Annotated in this window: 12 protein-coding genes, 4 tRNA genes and 3 rRNA genes; 5 read left to right on the plus strand and 14 right to left on the minus strand. The window is 49.7% G+C overall.

Annotation, left to right across the window (positions count from 1 at the left end; translation table 11 throughout):
• Positions 1–41 precede the first annotated feature (41 nt).
• On the plus strand, positions 42–566 hold the full coding sequence (locus A8O29_RS18510) for a rhodanese family protein (RefSeq protein ID WP_125354173.1): 525 nt from the start codon (positions 42–44) through the stop codon (positions 564–566).
• A gap of 137 nt (positions 567–703) precedes the next feature.
• Here A8O29_RS18510 and A8O29_RS18515 read toward each other — a convergent pair whose 3' ends face one another.
• The 3 genes from A8O29_RS18515 to dnaQ all read right to left on the minus strand — a co-directional run bounded on the left by A8O29_RS18515 (position 704) and on the right by dnaQ (position 3,522).
• The gene (locus A8O29_RS18515) at positions 704–2,152 is read right to left on the minus strand and encodes a hypothetical protein (RefSeq protein WP_125354174.1); all 1,449 of its coding nucleotides are present in this window, start codon (positions 2,150–2,152) and stop codon (positions 704–706) included.
• Positions 2,153–2,585: 433 nt separating this feature from the next.
• Positions 2,586–2,662, minus strand: a tRNA-Asp gene (locus A8O29_RS18520).
• A 128-nt stretch (positions 2,663–2,790) separates the two neighbouring features.
• Positions 2,791–3,522: a DNA polymerase III subunit epsilon gene (dnaQ, locus tag A8O29_RS18525; RefSeq protein WP_125354175.1), complete on the minus strand. Its 732-nt coding sequence runs from the start codon at positions 3,520–3,522 to the stop codon at positions 2,791–2,793.
• Here dnaQ and rnhA point away from each other — a divergent pair.
• Positions 3,476–4,054: a ribonuclease HI gene (gene rnhA, locus A8O29_RS18530; protein ID WP_110511623.1), complete on the plus strand. Its 579-nt coding sequence runs from the start codon at positions 3,476–3,478 to the stop codon at positions 4,052–4,054. The two genes, dnaQ and rnhA, sit on opposite strands and share 47 nt — an antisense overlap.
• Here the strand turns inward: rnhA and A8O29_RS18535 are convergent.
• Positions 4,051–4,773, minus strand: coding sequence for a class I SAM-dependent methyltransferase (locus A8O29_RS18535; protein ID WP_125354176.1), 723 nt, complete (start codon positions 4,771–4,773; stop codon positions 4,051–4,053). The two genes, rnhA and A8O29_RS18535, sit on opposite strands and share 4 nt — an antisense overlap.
• Positions 4,774–4,806: 33 nt before the next feature.
• On the opposite strand from A8O29_RS18535, the gene gloB reads away from it, so the two are divergent.
• A complete protein-coding gene (gene gloB, locus A8O29_RS18540) occupies positions 4,807–5,562 on the plus strand; it encodes a hydroxyacylglutathione hydrolase (protein WP_125354177.1) in 756 nt (251 codons plus the stop codon).
• 72 nt (positions 5,563–5,634) lie between these two features.
• On the plus strand, positions 5,635–6,999 hold the full coding sequence (gene mltD / locus A8O29_RS18545; RefSeq protein WP_125354178.1) for a murein transglycosylase D: 1,365 nt from the start codon (positions 5,635–5,637) through the stop codon (positions 6,997–6,999).
• Between the two features lie 48 nt (positions 7,000–7,047).
• Here the strand turns inward: mltD and A8O29_RS18550 are convergent, their stop codons facing one another.
• From A8O29_RS18550 to A8O29_RS18560, 3 genes are all read right to left on the minus strand, one after another.
• Entirely contained in the window at positions 7,048–7,818 is a 771-nt protein-coding gene (locus A8O29_RS18550) for a class I SAM-dependent methyltransferase (protein ID WP_125354179.1), read from the minus strand.
• 83 nt (positions 7,819–7,901) lie between these two features.
• Entirely contained in the window at positions 7,902–8,702 is an 801-nt protein-coding gene (locus A8O29_RS18555) for an endonuclease/exonuclease/phosphatase family protein (protein WP_125354180.1), read from the minus strand.
• A 134-nt stretch (positions 8,703–8,836) separates the two neighbouring features.
• Complete coding sequence (locus A8O29_RS18560) at positions 8,837–10,021, minus strand: MFS transporter (protein WP_174081393.1); 1,185 nt, start codon at positions 10,019–10,021, stop codon at positions 8,837–8,839.
• Between the two features lie 104 nt (positions 10,022–10,125).
• Here A8O29_RS18560 and yafC point away from each other — a divergent pair, with 104 nt between their 5' ends.
• Entirely contained in the window at positions 10,126–11,022 is an 897-nt protein-coding gene (gene yafC / locus A8O29_RS18565) for a DNA-binding transcriptional regulator YafC (RefSeq protein WP_125354181.1), read from the plus strand.
• Between the two features lie 29 nt (positions 11,023–11,051).
• Here yafC and dkgB read toward each other — a convergent pair whose 3' ends face one another.
• The 7 genes from dkgB to A8O29_RS18600 all read right to left on the minus strand — a co-directional run bounded on the left by dkgB (position 11,052) and on the right by A8O29_RS18600 (position 17,307).
• Positions 11,052–11,855 carry a 2,5-didehydrogluconate reductase DkgB gene (dkgB, locus tag A8O29_RS18570; protein WP_174081394.1) on the minus strand — a complete coding sequence of 268 codons (804 nt, stop codon included), beginning with the start codon at positions 11,853–11,855 and terminating at the stop codon, positions 11,052–11,054.
• 164 nt (positions 11,856–12,019) lie between these two features.
• A tRNA-Asp gene (locus tag A8O29_RS18575) sits at positions 12,020–12,096 on the minus strand.
• Between the two features lie 54 nt (positions 12,097–12,150).
• Positions 12,151–12,266 (minus strand): 5S ribosomal RNA (rrf, locus tag A8O29_RS18580).
• Between the two features lie 97 nt (positions 12,267–12,363).
• Positions 12,364–15,269, minus strand: a 23S ribosomal RNA gene (locus A8O29_RS18585).
• A gap of 206 nt (positions 15,270–15,475) precedes the next feature.
• A tRNA-Ala gene (locus A8O29_RS18590) sits at positions 15,476–15,551 on the minus strand.
• A gap of 65 nt (positions 15,552–15,616) precedes the next feature.
• Positions 15,617–15,693: transfer RNA gene (locus tag A8O29_RS18595), tRNA-Ile, on the minus strand.
• Between the two features lie 72 nt (positions 15,694–15,765).
• Positions 15,766–17,307: ribosomal RNA gene (locus tag A8O29_RS18600) — 16S ribosomal RNA — on the minus strand.
• Together the 16S, 23S and 5S rRNA genes with 3 tRNA genes alongside form the textbook arrangement of a ribosomal RNA operon.
• Positions 17,308–17,447 lie beyond the last annotated feature (140 nt).

Consider the following 17,447-nt stretch of genomic DNA (forward strand, 5'->3'; position numbering starts at 1 on the left):
GGATGCTCGATATAAATGACGGGTTATCAATAAGGAACGCTATGACCATCCCTTCACTTTCCCCCACTGAGGCCAGAGCACTTCTGGCACAGGGTGCGGCCCTGATAGACATTCGCGAGCCGGATGAACATGCCCGCGAAAATATTGCCGAAGCGCATTTACTCTCACTTTCCGCTATTGAAAATGGCGACCGGCTTGGGCCTTTCGAAGATTACGATACGGTGATTTTTTATTGCCAGTCTGGCACGCGCACCGCGCAAAATGCACAAAAACTGGCGCAGGCAGTGGCCCCGGCGAAAGTGTTTATTCTTGAAGGTGGCCTGAACGGCTGGAAGAAAACGGGTGAAGCTGTCCTGAAGGATAGATCTCAGCCGTTGCCCATTATGCGTCAGGTGCAAATTGTGGCGGGGACGCTAATTCTGCTGGGCGTGATTCTGGGATACAGCGTTCATCAGGCATTTTTCCTGATTTCCGGTTTTGTCGGCGCGGGTTTGCTGTTTGCTGGCGTCAGTGGATTTTGCGGGATGGCGCGTTTGCTGGGCGTGATGCCCTGGAATCGCCGCTAGCGTTGATTTCCCCTATCGGATGCATTATGGCAGGGGAAGCATTTGCCGTTGAGTACGACAGAAACGACGAAGGCCTGAATCATTGCTGATTCAGGCTTTTTAAATTATTCGCTCAGATCACGCGTTTTGGGGTAAGGTTAAACATATAAACCGAACTCTCTCAAGACAGAGCATAACTTTTCTGCCCCTGAAAAATTCAGATGATCCCCATCATAAAAATCTTCATCTTTAAAATTGCTATTCTCTAACAAATCAATATATCGAAAATTGTCACTCTGTATAGAGTTAAAGAAAGATCGACTCTGTTCAACCATATCTTTATTAAATACTTGCAAATATCTTTCAGGAAAAGGTGACATGACGACATTAATATTCACATTATTTTCTTCAGCAAACGCTACGAGTTCTTTAACATGTATTAAATTCCTGGGAAAAGACTCTTTGTAGTTAAAATGCCTTGAATGTTTAGTTGCTCGTTCTTCGCATGACTTATTATGATCTACCGGTGCTTGATATTTTCTGGAACACTTACGATTTAAATCATTTTCTCTATATTTTTGCTGATAAACAGGCAGAGGGTCATTTAACCCTATCGATTTCTCACTTAACCAACTGATACGTTTGAATATCTCTTCTTGCACAGCATCATTACATAGCAGCGAATCTATTACAAATAATGGCAATGTGTCTTTTTCGCTCAAACGGTTAAATTGCTTATATATATACGCATACAGTAAATTATCTGTCGTTTTATACTCAAAACCATGTTCACGACAGAAACTTTCAAGGGCATTAAAAGTAGAAAGAATATCGATGTTACGTGATAATGAAAGCTCATAGAATAAGTCATAAGGGCTTAGCAGCAGAACAGCACTCTGCATCGGCTTGATATTTTGCAAACCTATCAGTACAGACTTTGAAAAATTTATATCAGCACAATGCATAGAAATATTAGAAGAATGCTCAAGTATTTCCTGAGGAAATGCAGCCCACGGGTATGAAGAACCAACAATAACCTGCGTCACACTTTCACTGATGAGATAATGCCGAAGAGAACAATTCAATGAGAAATGATGTGCCGTTCTGTTATGTTTTCTGTTAATTTGATTGTCAAGGCAATATTTTAACTCTGAATAAGGAATAAACCAGTACGATATATTATCATTAATGATTTTCTGTATCTTCATTATATGATCACGATCATATACCACAATGAATTCTGGATGACTTAAATAATTCGAAAGCAATTCCAATGAATCATCCTCAGTAATATTAACTCTCTGAACTGTTATTGAGTCCATAAACACTCTATTGCTGATAAAATCAGCATAATTTTCATCAGTACCAATAAAAATTATTTTCAGATCAATACTGAGCAAATATTCCTTAACAAATTCCAGAAAAACATCACTCAGCCCAATAGATTTTTTGCTCTTGACATTATCCCTGACCATTTTAAGGAAAGGTTGTGCTTTTTTATTACTATTTATAAATGAAAAATTATGCATGATATAGTGACCTACATCCGCAGGTTTACATGCATTGACTTTATAAATAAGCTCGATAATAAATTGCAGTCTATTCATGGTCAGATTCCAGTAATTAAATTGTACACTTACTGACAAGATGTTCCAGGGATTTGATACAGTCAAGTACAGTTAACTGGCAAAGCGACCAAAAATTAGAAAAGTTGAATGCAAAAAGAAAATAAAAAATCCGCGTTATAAATAACGTGGCTCTGAATTGTGAAGAAGCTTAGAAATTCTGGTTTATTCCAATAAGATACTTTCACAATGGCACTTCTGCCCTGACCTTTGAAATGACCTGACTGACAAGATGAATGAGATCGTGGTGAGGCACTTCCGGGGAGCCTGGCTGCGTTGTAGTGCTGAAAATTGAACAATCTGAAGACGTCTGATTAACATCAATCTGGAGCGACACAAGCCAAAGCACGATGGCATACCGAAAATTATAGACATGAAAAAGGGCCATGTTAATTAATAACATGGCCCTGAATAGTGGCGGAACGGACGGGACTCGAACCCGCGACCCCCTGCGTGACAGGCAGGTATTCTAACCGACTGAACTACCGCTCCACTGTTCCCTTGGGAACGAGGCGAATATTACGGATTCCCCGATCCTGCGTCAACGCTTTTTCTTAAGTTTTGAATCAGTTGCTGCAAAAATCGCCCACATGCTGATTTTCAGCGCGTATTCACATGTTTCAAGCACGCCAGAGACAGCTTCCGCCTTTCTTTTGCACCAGGTCGAGACGTGATTCATGGGCCGCTAACTCTTCATCACTGGCACAAATAACGCGTAATGCGTTAGCTCCACGCACAATGCGCTGAATTCCGGAGTCATTGCCCTGTTGCTGGCTGTCTCCTTCCATCGCAAATTTCATCGACGTTTGTCCGCCGGTCATCAGCAAATAGACATCGGCCAGAATCTGACTATCGAGCAATGCGCCGTGCAGCGTACGTTTGCTGTTGTCTATTTCATAGCGCGAGCACAACGCATCGAGGCTGTTACGCTTGCCGGGGAACATTTTACGCGCCAGCGCGAGGCTGTCGGTGACTTTGCAGAAGGTGTTGGTCTTAGCAATGCCACGGTTGAGTTTGGCAAACTCATAGTCCATAAAGCCGATATCGAACGATGCGTTATGGATGACCAGCTCTGCGCCCTGAATGTATTCGATAAACTCGTCGGCAACGTCGGCGAACGTCGGTTTGTCGAGCAGGAACTCATCGGCAATCCCGTGTACGCCGAACGCTTCCGGATCGACCAGGCGGTCAGGTTTGAGATAAACGTGGAAGTTATTACCCGTTAAACGACGGTTGATCACCTCGACCGCACCGATTTCGATGATCTTGTGTCCTTCGTAATGCGCACCGATCGGGTTCATACCGGTGGTTTCTGTATCGAGGACGATCTGTCGGGTAATTGCAGTGCTCATATCGTTCATTTATGTCAGACTTACCGTTTTCGTGTCGATTTCAATTAAAGGAAGTCTACCAGAGATGCTTAAACAGGTAGAAATTTTCACCGATGGTTCTTGCCTCGGTAACCCAGGCCCGGGCGGCTACGGCGCAATTTTACGCTTTCGTCAGCATGAGAAAACCTTTAATGAAGGTTATTACCTGACCACCAACAACCGGATGGAGTTGATGGCCGCCATTGTGGCACTTGAAGCGCTGAAGGAACATTGTGAAATCACTCTTAGCACCGACAGCCAGTACGTTCGTCAGGGGATTACGCAGTGGATCCACAACTGGAAAAAACGTGGCTGGAAGACGGCAGATAAAAAACCGGTGAAGAATGTCGACCTGTGGCAGCGTCTCGACGCCGCGCTCAGCCAGCATAAAATTCAGTGGGAATGGGTGAAAGGCCACTCTGGCCATCCAGAAAATGAACGCTGTGATGAGCTTGCCCGCGCCGCGGCGATGAGCCCAACGCAGGCAGATACGGGTTACAAACCGGAAAGTTAATTCTGCGGTTTACGGTACTGGCGCGTGGCGCCGACCGTTTGACGCATCGGGTTCCGGGATTTGCTTTGCCGCGTTGGGTTGAGCGTCAGCGGCACCGTTCTTTTACGTGCCACAATCACCTGTAAACACCCTAATGCGGGCACATGCGTGCTCAGGATCCGCCCGCCCTGGCGGGTCCAGGGCAGTACCTGAAAGCGGCTCTGGTGCAGCACTTCAAAATTGAGCAGACCTAACCAGTCGAGCTGGCGCATCAGGCTAAACATCCGGCTATTATAAGGCATGCGGTTGCGCAGAACCGGCACCATTTTCCGTAACCCCATCAGACTGACCGGGTTAAACGCGGTCAATATGAGCCAGCCGTCGTCAATCAATACGCGGTCGGCTTCTCGCAGTAAGCTATGCGGGTCCTGACACCAGGGCAAAGTGTGCGCCAGTAAGCAAGCATCAACCGACTTTTCGGCAAACGGTAAATGCAGCGGGTCGGCCTTCACCTGCATCGGGTCGCCATCGAGCGATACGTTGACCTGATGAGAGATTGCGCACGCATCGGTATTGATTTCCGCGCTCAAATTGCCAATCTTAAGCAGATGAAATCCATAAAGTTTCGCCATCCACGGCTTTAACTGCTGTTCCAGCGCTTCACGATAGTATTCACCCCAGGGCATTTCCGCCCAGTGGTTTGGCGCCGTAACTGTCAGAGGTATCCTTGCCGGTTTCATCACAACCTTCCGCAACATTATGAGAGGTAATCAATGAATCTTAACAGTATTCCCGCATTTCAGGACAACTACATCTGGGTGCTGAGCCAGGACGATGGAAAGTGTTTGATTGTCGACCCGGGCGAAGCGGCGCCAATCCTCGCCGCGATTGCTGAAAACAATTGGCAGCCGCAGGCCATTTTATTGACCCATCACCATCACGATCACGTTGGCGGTGTGAAAGAACTGACGCAAAAATTCCCGGGACTTGTGGTGTATGGTCCACAGGAGACACAAGATAAAGGGGCCACCGATATCGTTAAAGAAGGTGATACGGTCGATGTTTTGGGATGCGAATTTTCTGTAATTGCGACCCCAGGACATACCTTAGGTCACGTATGTTTCTTTAGCGATCCTTACCTTTTTTCTGGCGATACGTTGTTCTCCGGGGGATGCGGACGTCTCTTCGAAGGCTCTCCAGAGCAGATGTATCAGTCACTTAAAAAATTACAGTCACTTCCTGACCATACGGTGGTGTGTTGCGCCCATGAATATACATTAGCAAATGTTAAGTTTGCATTGAGTGTTCTACCCCATGATCGGGCGATAAACGAATACTATAGTGAAGTTAATGAGTTACGCGTAAAAAACCAAAAAACACTACCCGTAATTCTTAAAAATGAACGTCGAACCAATGTATTTATAAGAACGGATGATGCTGATTTAATTGAAGAAATATCCAAAGAAACAAATTTGCAACAACCTGGGCAGCGTTTTGCATGGTTAAGGTCAAAGAAAGATAACTTCTAAATGCCCAGGGTTGCCTTTTAATTTTTTCGCCGTTATGATTGCTCGTCTTTTAAGCAACTATTGACCACACACATGAAGGCACGAGCGATATTACTCGCCTCTGTCCTGCTAGTGGGTTGCCAGGCTAATCAAGATGGTAACGTACAACAGCACGCACAGAGCCTTTCTGCGGCTAGTCAAGGGGAAGCAGGGAAGTTTGCAAGTCAAGCGCGATGGATGGACGATGGAACATTTTATGCGCAGGATCAGGACTTGTGGGCTTCTATTGGCGGCGAGCTAAAGATGGGAATTCCGGATAATGGCCGGATTCGCGAACAGAGACAAAAGTATTTACGCAATAAGAGCTATCTCCACGATGTAACTTTACGGGCAGAGCCGTATATGTACTGGATAGCAGGGCAAGTTAAGAAACGTAACATGCCTATGGAACTGGTACTACTACCCATAGTGGAGAGCGCTTTTGACCCCCATGCAACGTCTGGCGCCAATGCCGCAGGCATCTGGCAGATCATTCCGAGCACAGGGCGCAATTATGGTTTAAAACAGACCCGCGCATATGACGCGCGTCGCGATGTTGTTGCTTCTACTACGGCAGCACTCGATATGATGCAGCGTCTGAATAAGATGTTTGACGGCGACTGGTTGTTAACGGTCGCAGCGTATAACAGCGGCGAAGGTCGTGTGATGAAGGCAATGAAAGCGAACAAATCGCGGGGCAAACCTACCGATTTCTGGTCGCTGTCATTACCTCAGGAAACGAAGATTTACGTGCCTAAAATGCTGGCCTTGAGCGATATTCTCAAGAACAGCAAGCGCTATGGCATTCAGCTGCCGACGGCAGATGAAAGTCGTGCACTGGCTCGCGTTCGACTGGATAGCCCTGTTGACGTGAAGCAAGTGGCGGATATGGCCGGTATTTCAGTCACCAAGCTGAAGGCGTTTAATGCGGGCGTCAAGGGTTCTACCCTCGGTGCCAGCGGACCAAAGTATGTGATGGTTCCGCAGAAACATGCCGACCAGCTTCGTGAGTCTCTGGCCTCTGGCGATATCGCCGCGGTTCAGCCGACTCTGGTGGCCGATAATTCACCGATGACCAGCCGTAGCTATAGGGTACGTTCAGGTGACACCCTTTCGGGTATTGCGGCACGTCTTGGCGTGACATCGAAAGATCTGCAGCAGTGGAATTCACTGCGCGGCGCGCACCTTAAAGTGGGTCAGAACCTGACCGTAGGCGCAGGTAGCAGTGCATCTCGTCTTGCTAAAAATAGCGATAGCATTACGTATCGCGTTCGCAAAGGGGATTCGCTGTCGAGTATCGCTAAGCGTCACGGCGTCAATATCAATGATGTTGTGCGCTGGAACGATGATACCGACAACCTGAAGCCGGGTGATCAACTGACGCTGTTTGTTAAAAATAGCGACAGACCCGATTCCTGATAAACCTGTTTAGCAAAAAGGCACCGATTCCCTCGGTGCCTTTTTTATTTATGCGGCTTTATGCGCCTCGGCCATTATGGTGTCGCTGGTAAACGAACCCTCTTCCTGCAGCTCAAAATAGTCCTTCACTTCCTGAGACGCACTTTCCTGATACAGACGAATAGCGGTACACAATGCCTCTGGGGTACGCATACGCGCCACCCAGGAGCTGTATTCCAGTGGTAAGCGGTCGGTAATCAAACTGTCGGTAATCAGTCCGGCTTCGTTGATCATTGAGAACCACTCCCCGCTTGAGTAATTGCGTACATGTGAGGTATCACGCAATGCTTCAACGGTCTGCAACCAGACGTCTCTCAACGGATGACCGGGAGACATGATGTCCATGATGATGAATATGCCACCCGGCTTCAGCACGCGTTTGATTTCACGCATCGCCTGCCCCACGTCATGCCAGTGATGGGCAGAATAACGGCTGATCACCACATCGTAAGAAGCGTCGTCAAACGGCAATATTTCCGCATAACCCTGCGATGTCGTGATGTTGTTCAGTCCTTTGTCCTTCGCCGCCTGTTTCACCACTTCGAGCATTTGTGCTGACAAGTCGTAAGCCGTTACCTGCGCAACGTGCGCGGCGGCAACGAAGCTCGCATGCCCTGCTCCGCAGCCGAGATCCAGCACTTTTGCCTGCGGGAATGCGCTCAGACGCTCGCCCAGACGCTGTAAATCACGCCCTGATGAATGTACCGCGCTGGTTAAATAGGCACTTGCCTGAGAGCCAAACTGTTTATCGACATTATTGTGGTGAGATTGCGTTGTCATTTTGTTGTCCTTCGGTTGATTGAATGATGAAAGGGCAGCACCTAACGTGCACAGGTCTGCCCCACGGCAGACCTGACTTACCTTTATCGCTCAGGTTTGCCGGGACTGAATTCCACTAGTAGCGGATTGTGATCGGATGCGCGAGTCACCAGAACGGAGGCTTCATGCACATTCAGACCACGATAGAACACAAAATCGAGAGGGCGACCGAACGCACGGCGGCGCTGATCGTCGGTGAAGCGGACTTCACGCAGTGACATTTCACGCGCAAAGCGATAGAGCGCATTCATTCGCTGACGGCTCCAGGCATTAAAATCGCCTGCCATAATAATCGGCCCACTGTGATGAGCAATTTGATCGCCAATCGGTAAAAGCTGTTTACTGTAGACGTCGACACCCAGACTGAAATTGACCGCGTGAATATTGACGACCATCAGCAGACGAGAGTCCGGTAACGGATAAACCGTGACCAGCGCCGACTTTGCCAGGCGCAGAATAGGCTCACGTTCGCGTAACGGACAGCAGTAAACCGGATGGGCCGACGATAAGGTCATCACGCCAGAAGGATGCTGCGGCAAAACAAAGGCAGGCACCTGATCGGCGGCCAGATAATGGGTGGTGGCAAAACGAACCAGTTCGGGCGTGGTTTGAGCTTCCTGGAGCAAGACCAGATGGGCGTCTTTACCAAAGTTTTTCAGTACCGATAACCATTCGGCGCGCTGCTGCTTAAAAATATTCCACACCAGAACGCGAATTTTCGCTTCGCTACTCAGCGGTTCACCGGCGGGCAATGCCTTGCCAATAGTCGCGAACGAACCGGGAGGTAAGATCCTCTCGGCTGGTTGTCCGGCAACGTAACGCATGGCATGGGTATTTTTTCGCACTTTGGTTTTATGGCCTCAATAACAGAAAAACCACGCTGACATCACAGTGTGGTTCTTCTGTTATAGGGACTTTTGCTCACAGTTTCAACGCTATTTTCCAGAAAGATACGCCACATACTGTAATCAAATGAGGACTACGTTCGCTGGGCAACCGCCACTTGTGCTGGTTTATCGAGACGTCCACTGACGCCGATTAACAAGAAAGCGACGAACACAATAACCGCTCCGATCCACGGTGTTTGCGCCAGACCGTAATGCACAACGGTTTGACCGCCAATGATCGATCCCAGTGCAATCCCTACGTTAAAGGCGGCAATGTTCAGACCCGATGCGACATCGACCGCGCCAGGCGTGTACAGCTCGGCTTTCTGCACGACATACACCTGGAGGCCAGGGACGTTACCGAAGGCAAAAATCCCCATCAGCAATACGGTGGCAAGTGCTGCGTATTGCATCGAAGCCGTGAACTGGAACACCAACAACAGAACCATCAACGCGGCAAAGATGATTTTTAACGCCGGAACTGCACCGTGTTTGTCGGCAAGTTTGCCGCCCCAAATGTTGCCAATAGCGACCGAAACACCGTAGCCCAATAGGATCCAACTGACTGCATTCGGCGAAAAACCGGCCAGGTTTTGCATCATCGGCGCCAGGAAGGTAAAGGCGGTAAAGACGCCACCGTAACCCAGGGCGGTTATCGCATAGATAATCAGCAAGCGGGGGTGGGTCAGCACCTGCAGCTGCTCACGAAGCGTTGCGGCCGCACGCTGCGGAATGTTTTTAGGCACCAGAATAAGGCTGCTGATTAAAGCGATAACCCCCAGCAACGAGACGGCCAGGAAGGTTTCACGCCAGCCAAAATGCTGTCCGATAACCGTCCCCAGCGGCACACCCGTTACCAGAGCTACGGTAAGCCCACCAAACATGATGGCGATAGCTGAAGCGGCTTTTTCTTTCGGTACCAGGCTGGTTGCGATGGTTGACCCAATGGAGAAGAACACACCATGCGCCAGACCCGTCAGCAAACGCGCTAACACCAGCGTGCCGTAACCCGGAGCCTGCCAGGCCAGCAGATTACCGGCGGTAAATAGCACCATCAGCGCCAGCAACAGCTGCTTGCGTGGCATCCGGCCAGTGAGTGCAGTGAGCACCGGTGCACCAATCGCCACGCCAAGGGCATAGATAGATACCAACAGTCCCGCAGAGGGCAAAGAAACAGAAAGTTGTTCAGCAATCGTCGGGACCAGACCGACTATAACAAACTCCGTCGTGCCGATTGCAAAGGCACTGATCGTCAGGGCAAGTAGCGCCAGTGGCATAATTTACTCCGTATAATCAGGATTAAGATGACACGCAGTATGCGTCAGTGTTTAAATAACAAAAATGCTAAAAATCTCAATAGAATTTTGCAGGTGGTGCAACAATGAGAGCAACATCCGAAGAAATTGCCATCTTTGTCGCGGTGGTAGAAAGCGGCAGCTTTAGCCGTGCGGCAGAACAACTTGGCCAAGCGAATTCAGCCGTAAGCCGCGCCGTTAAAAAGCTGGAGTCAAAACTGGGCGTCAGCTTACTGAATCGCACCACGCGTCAGCTCAGCCTAACTGAAGAAGGTGAGCGCTATTTCCGTCGTATGCAGGGCGTTTTGCAGGAGATGGCCGCTGCCGAAAATGAATTAATGGAAGCGCGACATACGCCGCGTGGGTTGTTGCGTATCGATGCGGCAACGCCCGTTATCCTCCATTATCTGATGCCACTGATTAAACCTTTTCGCGAGCGCTATCCTGAAATTACGCTTTCGCTAGTCTCTTCGGAAACGTTCATTAATCTTATTGAGCGAAAGGTTGATGTAGCCATCCGTGCAGGTACGTTAACCGACTCCAGCCTGCGCGCGCGGCCTCTATTTACCAGCTACCGGAAAATCATCGCTTCGCCCGATTACGTGGAGTGTTTTGGAATGCCGGAAACGGTGGAAGATTTGAAGCAGCATCAGTGCCTCGGATTCACCGAGCCCACGTCTCTCAATACCTGGCCTGTTTCCTGTTGTGATGGGCAGTTGCACGAGGTGACATCAGAGATATCGTCTAACAGTGGCGAAACACTGAAACAGCTCTGTTTGAGCGGGAATGGGATTGCCTGCCTGTCGGACTATATGGTGGATAACGAGATTGCCAGAGGGGAATTTGTCGAGCTGATGGCAGATAAGAGACTGCCGGTGGAGATGCCCTTTAGCGCCGTCTATTACAGTGACCGGGCGGTCAGCACGCGTATCCGAGCGTTCATTGATTTTTTAAGCGAGCACGAAGCTCAGCGTAAAAAGTAAATTGGGGGCAACAATGCCCCCACGTTCGATTAATCCCAGTTCGGCGCCAGACCTTCTGGGCTCACCAGACGATCGTTGCATTCCAGGGCAGCAATCGCCGCTCTGTCAGCATCATCCAGCTTGAGATCCTGTGCCAGCAGGTTGCTCGCCAAGTTCTCACGTTTAGTTGATGACGGGATTACGGCGTAACCTTCCCCCATCGCCCAGGCCAGAATCACCTGCGCAGGCGTCACGCCATGTTTTTTTGCAATCCCCTGAATGGTGTCATCTTTTAGCGCTTTACCATAAGCCAGCGTCATATACGAAGTGATGTGAATACCCTGTTTTTTGGCCCACTCCACAACATTTCGGTTTTGCAGATACGGGGAGAGTTCAATCTGATTGGTGGCAATATTCTCTGCCCCAACCGCTGCGATCGCTTTTTCCATCAGTGGGATGGTGAAGTTAGAAATACCAATCTCACGCGTCAGACCACTTTTCTTGGCCTCCAGCAACGCCTGCATAAACTCTTCTACAGAAACAGCATCTTGCGGTGAAGGCCAGTGGATCAAAGTCAGATCAACGTAATCCATACACAGCTTTTTCAGGCTCTCTTTGAGGCTTGGGATCAGCGCATCTTTGCTCAGATTTTCAATCCAGATCTTGGTAGTGATAAACAATTCGCTGCGTGGCACACCGCTTTCAGCGATCGCCTGACCAACTGCAGCTTCATTATCATAAATCTGGGCGGTATCAACAGCGCGATAGCCGAGTTCGAGAGCCGTTTTTACTGATGCGATAACTACGTCGTCTTTAAGACGGAAAGTACCTAAACCAAATGCAGGGATTGTCATAACTTCCTCATGAATTACTTTATATGTGTTTTCAGAGGATTATCGCGAGTGCGGATGAGAAGAAAAAGAGTTAAAAACGCAGAGGATTTTTGCGATTATGGCAATAATTGATGGGTTTAGACAAAAGAAAAAGCCCTGAGCAGATGCTCAGGGCTTTCAATAAGTGGCGGAACGGACGGGACTCGAACCCGCGACCCCCTGCGTGACAGGCAGGTATTCTAACCGACTGAACTACCGCTCCACCGAATTTCTTTACAACAACCGGTTTTATGCCCCGGTTTAATGCTAATTTGATGCCTGGCAGTTCCCTACTCTCGCATGGGGAGACCCCACACTACCATCGGCGCTACGGCGTTTCACTTCTGAGTTCGGCATGGGGTCAGGTGGGACCACCGCGCTGTTGCCGCCAGGCAAATTCTGTTTACCAACACACCCTTCAGGGTCTGTCAGTTAATCTGTTTCAAGCTGAATATCGTCGTCTCTCACGCCAAAACATCTTCGGCGTTGTAAGGTTAAGCCTCACGGTTCATTAGTACTGGTTAGCTCAACGTATCGCTACGCTTACACACCCAGCCTATCAACGTCGTAGTCTTCAACGTTCCTTCAGGACTCTCAAGGAGTCAGGGAGAACTCATCTCGGGGCAAGTTTCGTGCTTAGATGCTTTCAGCACTTATCTTTTCCGCATTTAGCTACCGGGCAATGCCATTGGCATGACAACCCGAACACCAGTGATGCGTCCACTCCGGTCCTCTCGTACTAGGAGCAGCCCCCCTCAATTCTCCAGCGCCCACGGCAGATAGGGACCGAACTGTCTCACGACGTTCTAAACCCAGCTCGCGTACCACTTTAAATGGCGAACAGCCATACCCTTGGGACCTACTTCAGCCCCAGGATGTGATGAGCCGACATCGAGGTGCCAAACACCGCCGTCGATATGAACTCTTGGGCGGTATCAGCCTGTTATCCCCGGAGTACCTTTTATCCGTTGAGCGATGGCCCTTCCATTCAGAACCACCGGATCACTATGACCTGCTTTCGCACCTGCTCGAGCCGTCACTCTCGCAGTCAAGCTAGCTTATGCCATTGCACTAACCTCCTGATGTCCGACCAGGATTAGCTAACCTTCGTGCTCCTCCGTTACTCTTTGGGAGGAGACCGCCCCAGTCAAACTACCCACCAGACACTGTCCGCAACCCGGATTACGGGTCTACGTTAGAACATCAAACATTAAAGGGTGGTATTTCAAGGTTGGCTCCACAAGAACTGGCGTCCTCGCTTCAAAGCCTCCCACCTATCCTACACATCAAGGCTCAATGTTCAGTGTCAAGCTATAGTAAAGGTTCACGGGGTCTTTCCGTCTTGCCGCGGGTACACTGCATCTTCACAGCGAGTTCAATTTCACTGAGTCTCGGGTGGAGACAGCCTGGCCATCATTACGCCATTCGTGCAGGTCGGAACTTACCCGACAAGGAATTTCGCTACCTTAGGACCGTTATAGTTACGGCCGCCGTTTACCGGGGCTTCGATCAAGAGCTTCTCCCTAAGGATAACCCCATCAATTAACCTTCCGGCACCGGGCAGGCGTCACACCGTATACGTCCACTTTCGTGTTTGCACAGTGCTGTGTTTTTAATAAACAGTTGCAGCCAGCTGGTATCTTCGACTGATTTCAGCTCCATCCGCAGGGACTTCACCTACACATCAGCGTGCCTTCTCCCGAAGTTACGGCACCATTTTGCCTAGTTCCTTCACCCGAGTTCTCTCAAGCGCCTTGGTATTCTCTACCTGACCACCTGTGTCGGTTTGGGGTACGATTTCGTGTTACCTGATGCTTAGAGGCTTTTCCTGGAAGCAGGGCATCTGTTACTTCAGTACCGTAGTACCTCGTCATCACACCTCAGCGTTAGATAAGAGTCCGGATTTACCTAAACTCTCCGCCTACATGCTTAAACCGGGACAACCGTCGCCCGGATAACATAGCCTTCTCCGTCCCCCCTTCGCAGTAACACCAAGTACAGGAATATTAACCTGTTTCCCATCGACTACGCCTTTCGGCCTCGCCTTAGGGGTCGACTCACCCTGCCCCGATTAACGTTGGACAGGAACCCTTGGTCTTCCGGCGAGCGGGCTTTTCACCCGCTTTATCGTTACTTATGTCAGCATTCGCACTTCTGATACCTCCAGCTACCCTCACAGGCCACCTTCAACGGCTTACAGAACGCTCCCCTACCCAACAACACATAGTGTCGCTGCCGCAGCTTCGGTGCATAGTTTAGCCCCGTTACATCTTCCGCGCAGGCCGACTCGACCAGTGAGCTATTACGCTTTCTTTAAATGATGGCTGCTTCTAAGCCAACATCCTGGCTGTCTGAGCCTTCCCACATCGTTTCCCACTTAACTATGACTTTGGGACCTTAGCTGGCGGTCTGGGTTGTTTCCCTCTTCACGACGGACGTTAGCACCCGCCGTGTGTCTCCCGTGATAACATTCTTCGGTATTCGTAGTTTGCATCGGGTTGGTAAGTCGGGATGACCCCCTAGCCGAAACAGTGCTCTACCCCCGAAGATGAGTTCACGAGGCGCTACCTAAATAGCTTTCGGGGAGAACCAGCTATCTCCCGGTTTGATTGGCCTTTCACCCCCAGCCACAAGTCATCCGCTAATTTTTCAACATTAGTCGGTTCGGTCCTCCAGTTAGTGTTACCCAACCTTCAACCTGCCCATGGCTAGATCACCGGGTTTCGGGTCTATACCCTGCAACTTAACGCCCAGTTAAGACTCGGTTTCCCTTCGGCTCCCCTATTCGGTTAACCTTGCTACAGAATATAAGTCGCTGACCCATTATACAAAAGGTACGCAGTCACCTAACAAGTAGGCTCCCACTGCTTGTACGTACACGGTTTCAGGTTCTTTTTCACTCCCCTCGCCGGGGTTCTTTTCGCCTTTCCCTCACGGTACTGGTTCACTATCGGTCAGTCAGGAGTATTTAGCCTTGGAGGATGGTCCCCCCATATTCAGACAGGATACCACGTGTCCCGCCCTACTCTTCGAGTTCACAACGCGTGCATTTTCATGTACGGGGCTATCACCCTGTATCGCCGGACTTTCCAGACCGTTCCATTAACACGCGCGCTGATTCAGACTCTGGGCTCCTCCCCGTTCGCTCGCCGCTACTGGGGGAATCTCGGTTGATTTCTTTTCCTCGGGGTACTTAGATGTTTCAGTTCCCCCGGTTCGCCTCATTAAGCTATGTATTCACTTAATGATAGTGTGTCGAAACACACTGGGTTTCCCCATTCGGGTATCGCCGGGTCAAAGGTTCATATCACCTCGCCGACGCTTATCGCAGATTAGCACGCCCTTCATCGCCTCTGACTGCCAGGGCATCCACCGTGTACGCTTAGTCGCTTAACCTCACAACCCGAAGATGTTTCTTTCGATTCATCATCGACTTGCAATAATTTGAGAGACTCGAACACACCGTATTTTCCTTTCTTATTACGGAGAAAGGAAACAGTGTGTCGTTTCAATTTTCAGCTTGATCCAGATTTTTAAAGAGCAAAACTTCGCAGTACACCTTTTCAGGTACACTCTGAAGTTTATTTTCAGCAGTAAAGTGATGGTGGAGCTATGCGGGATCGAACCGCAGACCTCCTGCGTGCAAGGCAGGCGCTCTCCCAGCTGAGCTATAACCCCATCGTATTATCAAATCTCTTACCCGTTCATTTCCTGCCAGAACGTACCAAAGCAACGAAATGAATTGGTAGGCCTGAGTGGACTTGAACCACCGACCTCACCCTTATCAGGGGTGCGCTCTAACCACCTGAGCTACAAGCCTGCAGAGATTTTTTTACTGCTTATTTTTCATCAGACAATCTGTGTGGACACTACAAAGGCAGGTTCTTTAAGGTAAGGAGGTGATCCAACCGCAGGTTCCCCTACGGTTACCTTGTTACGACTTCACCCCAGTCATGAATCACAAAGTGGTAAGCGCCCTCCCGAAGGTTAAGCTACCTACTTCTTTTGCAACCCACTCCCATGGTGTGACGGGCGGTGTGTACAAGGCCCGGGAACGTATTCACCGTAGCATTCTGATCTACGATTACTAGCGATTCCGACTTCATGGAGTCGAGTTGCAGACTCCAATCCGGACTACGACGCACTTTATGAGGTCCGCTTGCTCTCGCGAGGTCGCTTCTCTTTGTATGCGCCATTGTAGCACGTGTGTAGCCCTACTCGTAAGGGCCATGATGACTTGACGTCATCCCCACCTTCCTCCAGTTTATCACTGGCAGTCTCCTTTGAGTTCCCGGCCGAACCGCTGGCAACAAAGGATAAGGGTTGCGCTCGTTGCGGGACTTAACCCAACATTTCACAACACGAGCTGACGACAGCCATGCAGCACCTGTCTCAGAGTTCCCGAAGGCACCAAAGCATCTCTGCTAAGTTCTCTGGATGTCAAGAGTAGGTAAGGTTCTTCGCGTTGCATCGAATTAAACCACATGCTCCACCGCTTGTGCGGGCCCCCGTCAATTCATTTGAGTTTTAACCTTGCGGCCGTACTCCCCAGGCGGTCGACTTAACGCGTTAGCTCCGGAAGCCACGCCTCAAGGGCACAACCTCCAAGTCGACATCGTTTACGGCGTGGACTACCAGGGTATCTAATCCTGTTTGCTCCCCACGCTTTCGCACCTGAGCGTCAGTCTTTGTCCAGGGGGCCGCCTTCGCCACCGGTATTCCTCCAGATCTCTACGCATTTCACCGCTACACCTGGAATTCTACCCCCCTCTACAAGACTCTAGCCTGCCAGTTTCGAATGCAGTTCCCAGGTTGAGCCCGGGGATTTCACATCCGACTTGACAGACCGCCTGCGTGCGCTTTACGCCCAGTAATTCCGATTAACGCTTGCACCCTCCGTATTACCGCGGCTGCTGGCACGGAGTTAGCCGGTGCTTCTTCTGCGAGTAACGTCAATCGTTGCGGTTATTAACCACAACGCCTTCCTCCTCGCTGAAAGTACTTTACAACCCGAAGGCCTTCTTCATACACGCGGCATGGCTGCATCAGGCTTGCGCCCATTGTGCAATATTCCCCACTGCTGCCTCCCGTAGGAGTCTGGACCGTGTCTCAGTTCCAGTGTGGCTGGTCATCCTCTCAGACCAGCTAGGGATCGTCGCCTAGGTGAGCCATTACCCCACCTACTAGCTAATCCCATCTGGGCACATCCGATGGCAAGAGGCCCGAAGGTCCCCCTCTTTGGTCCGAAGACGTTATGCGGTATTAGCTACCGTTTCCAGTAGTTATCCCCCTCCATCGGGCAGTTTCCCAGACATTACTCACCCGTCCGCCGCTCGTCACCCGGAGAGCAAGCTCTCCTGTGTTACCGCTCGACTTGCATGTGTTAGGCCTGCCGCCAGCGTTCAATCTGAGCCATGATCAAACTCTTCAATTTAAGTTTGATGCTCATGAATTAAACTTCGTAATGAATTACGTATGTTCACTCATAAGACTTGGTATTCTATTTAGCGTCTTTCGACGTTTAAGAATCCATGTCACTTTGAGTGCCCACACAGATTGTCTGATAAATTGTTA

It is taken from the genome of Scandinavium goeteborgense (genome assembly GCF_003935895.2).
Classification (GTDB): Bacteria; Pseudomonadota; Gammaproteobacteria; order Enterobacterales; family Enterobacteriaceae; genus Scandinavium; species Scandinavium goeteborgense.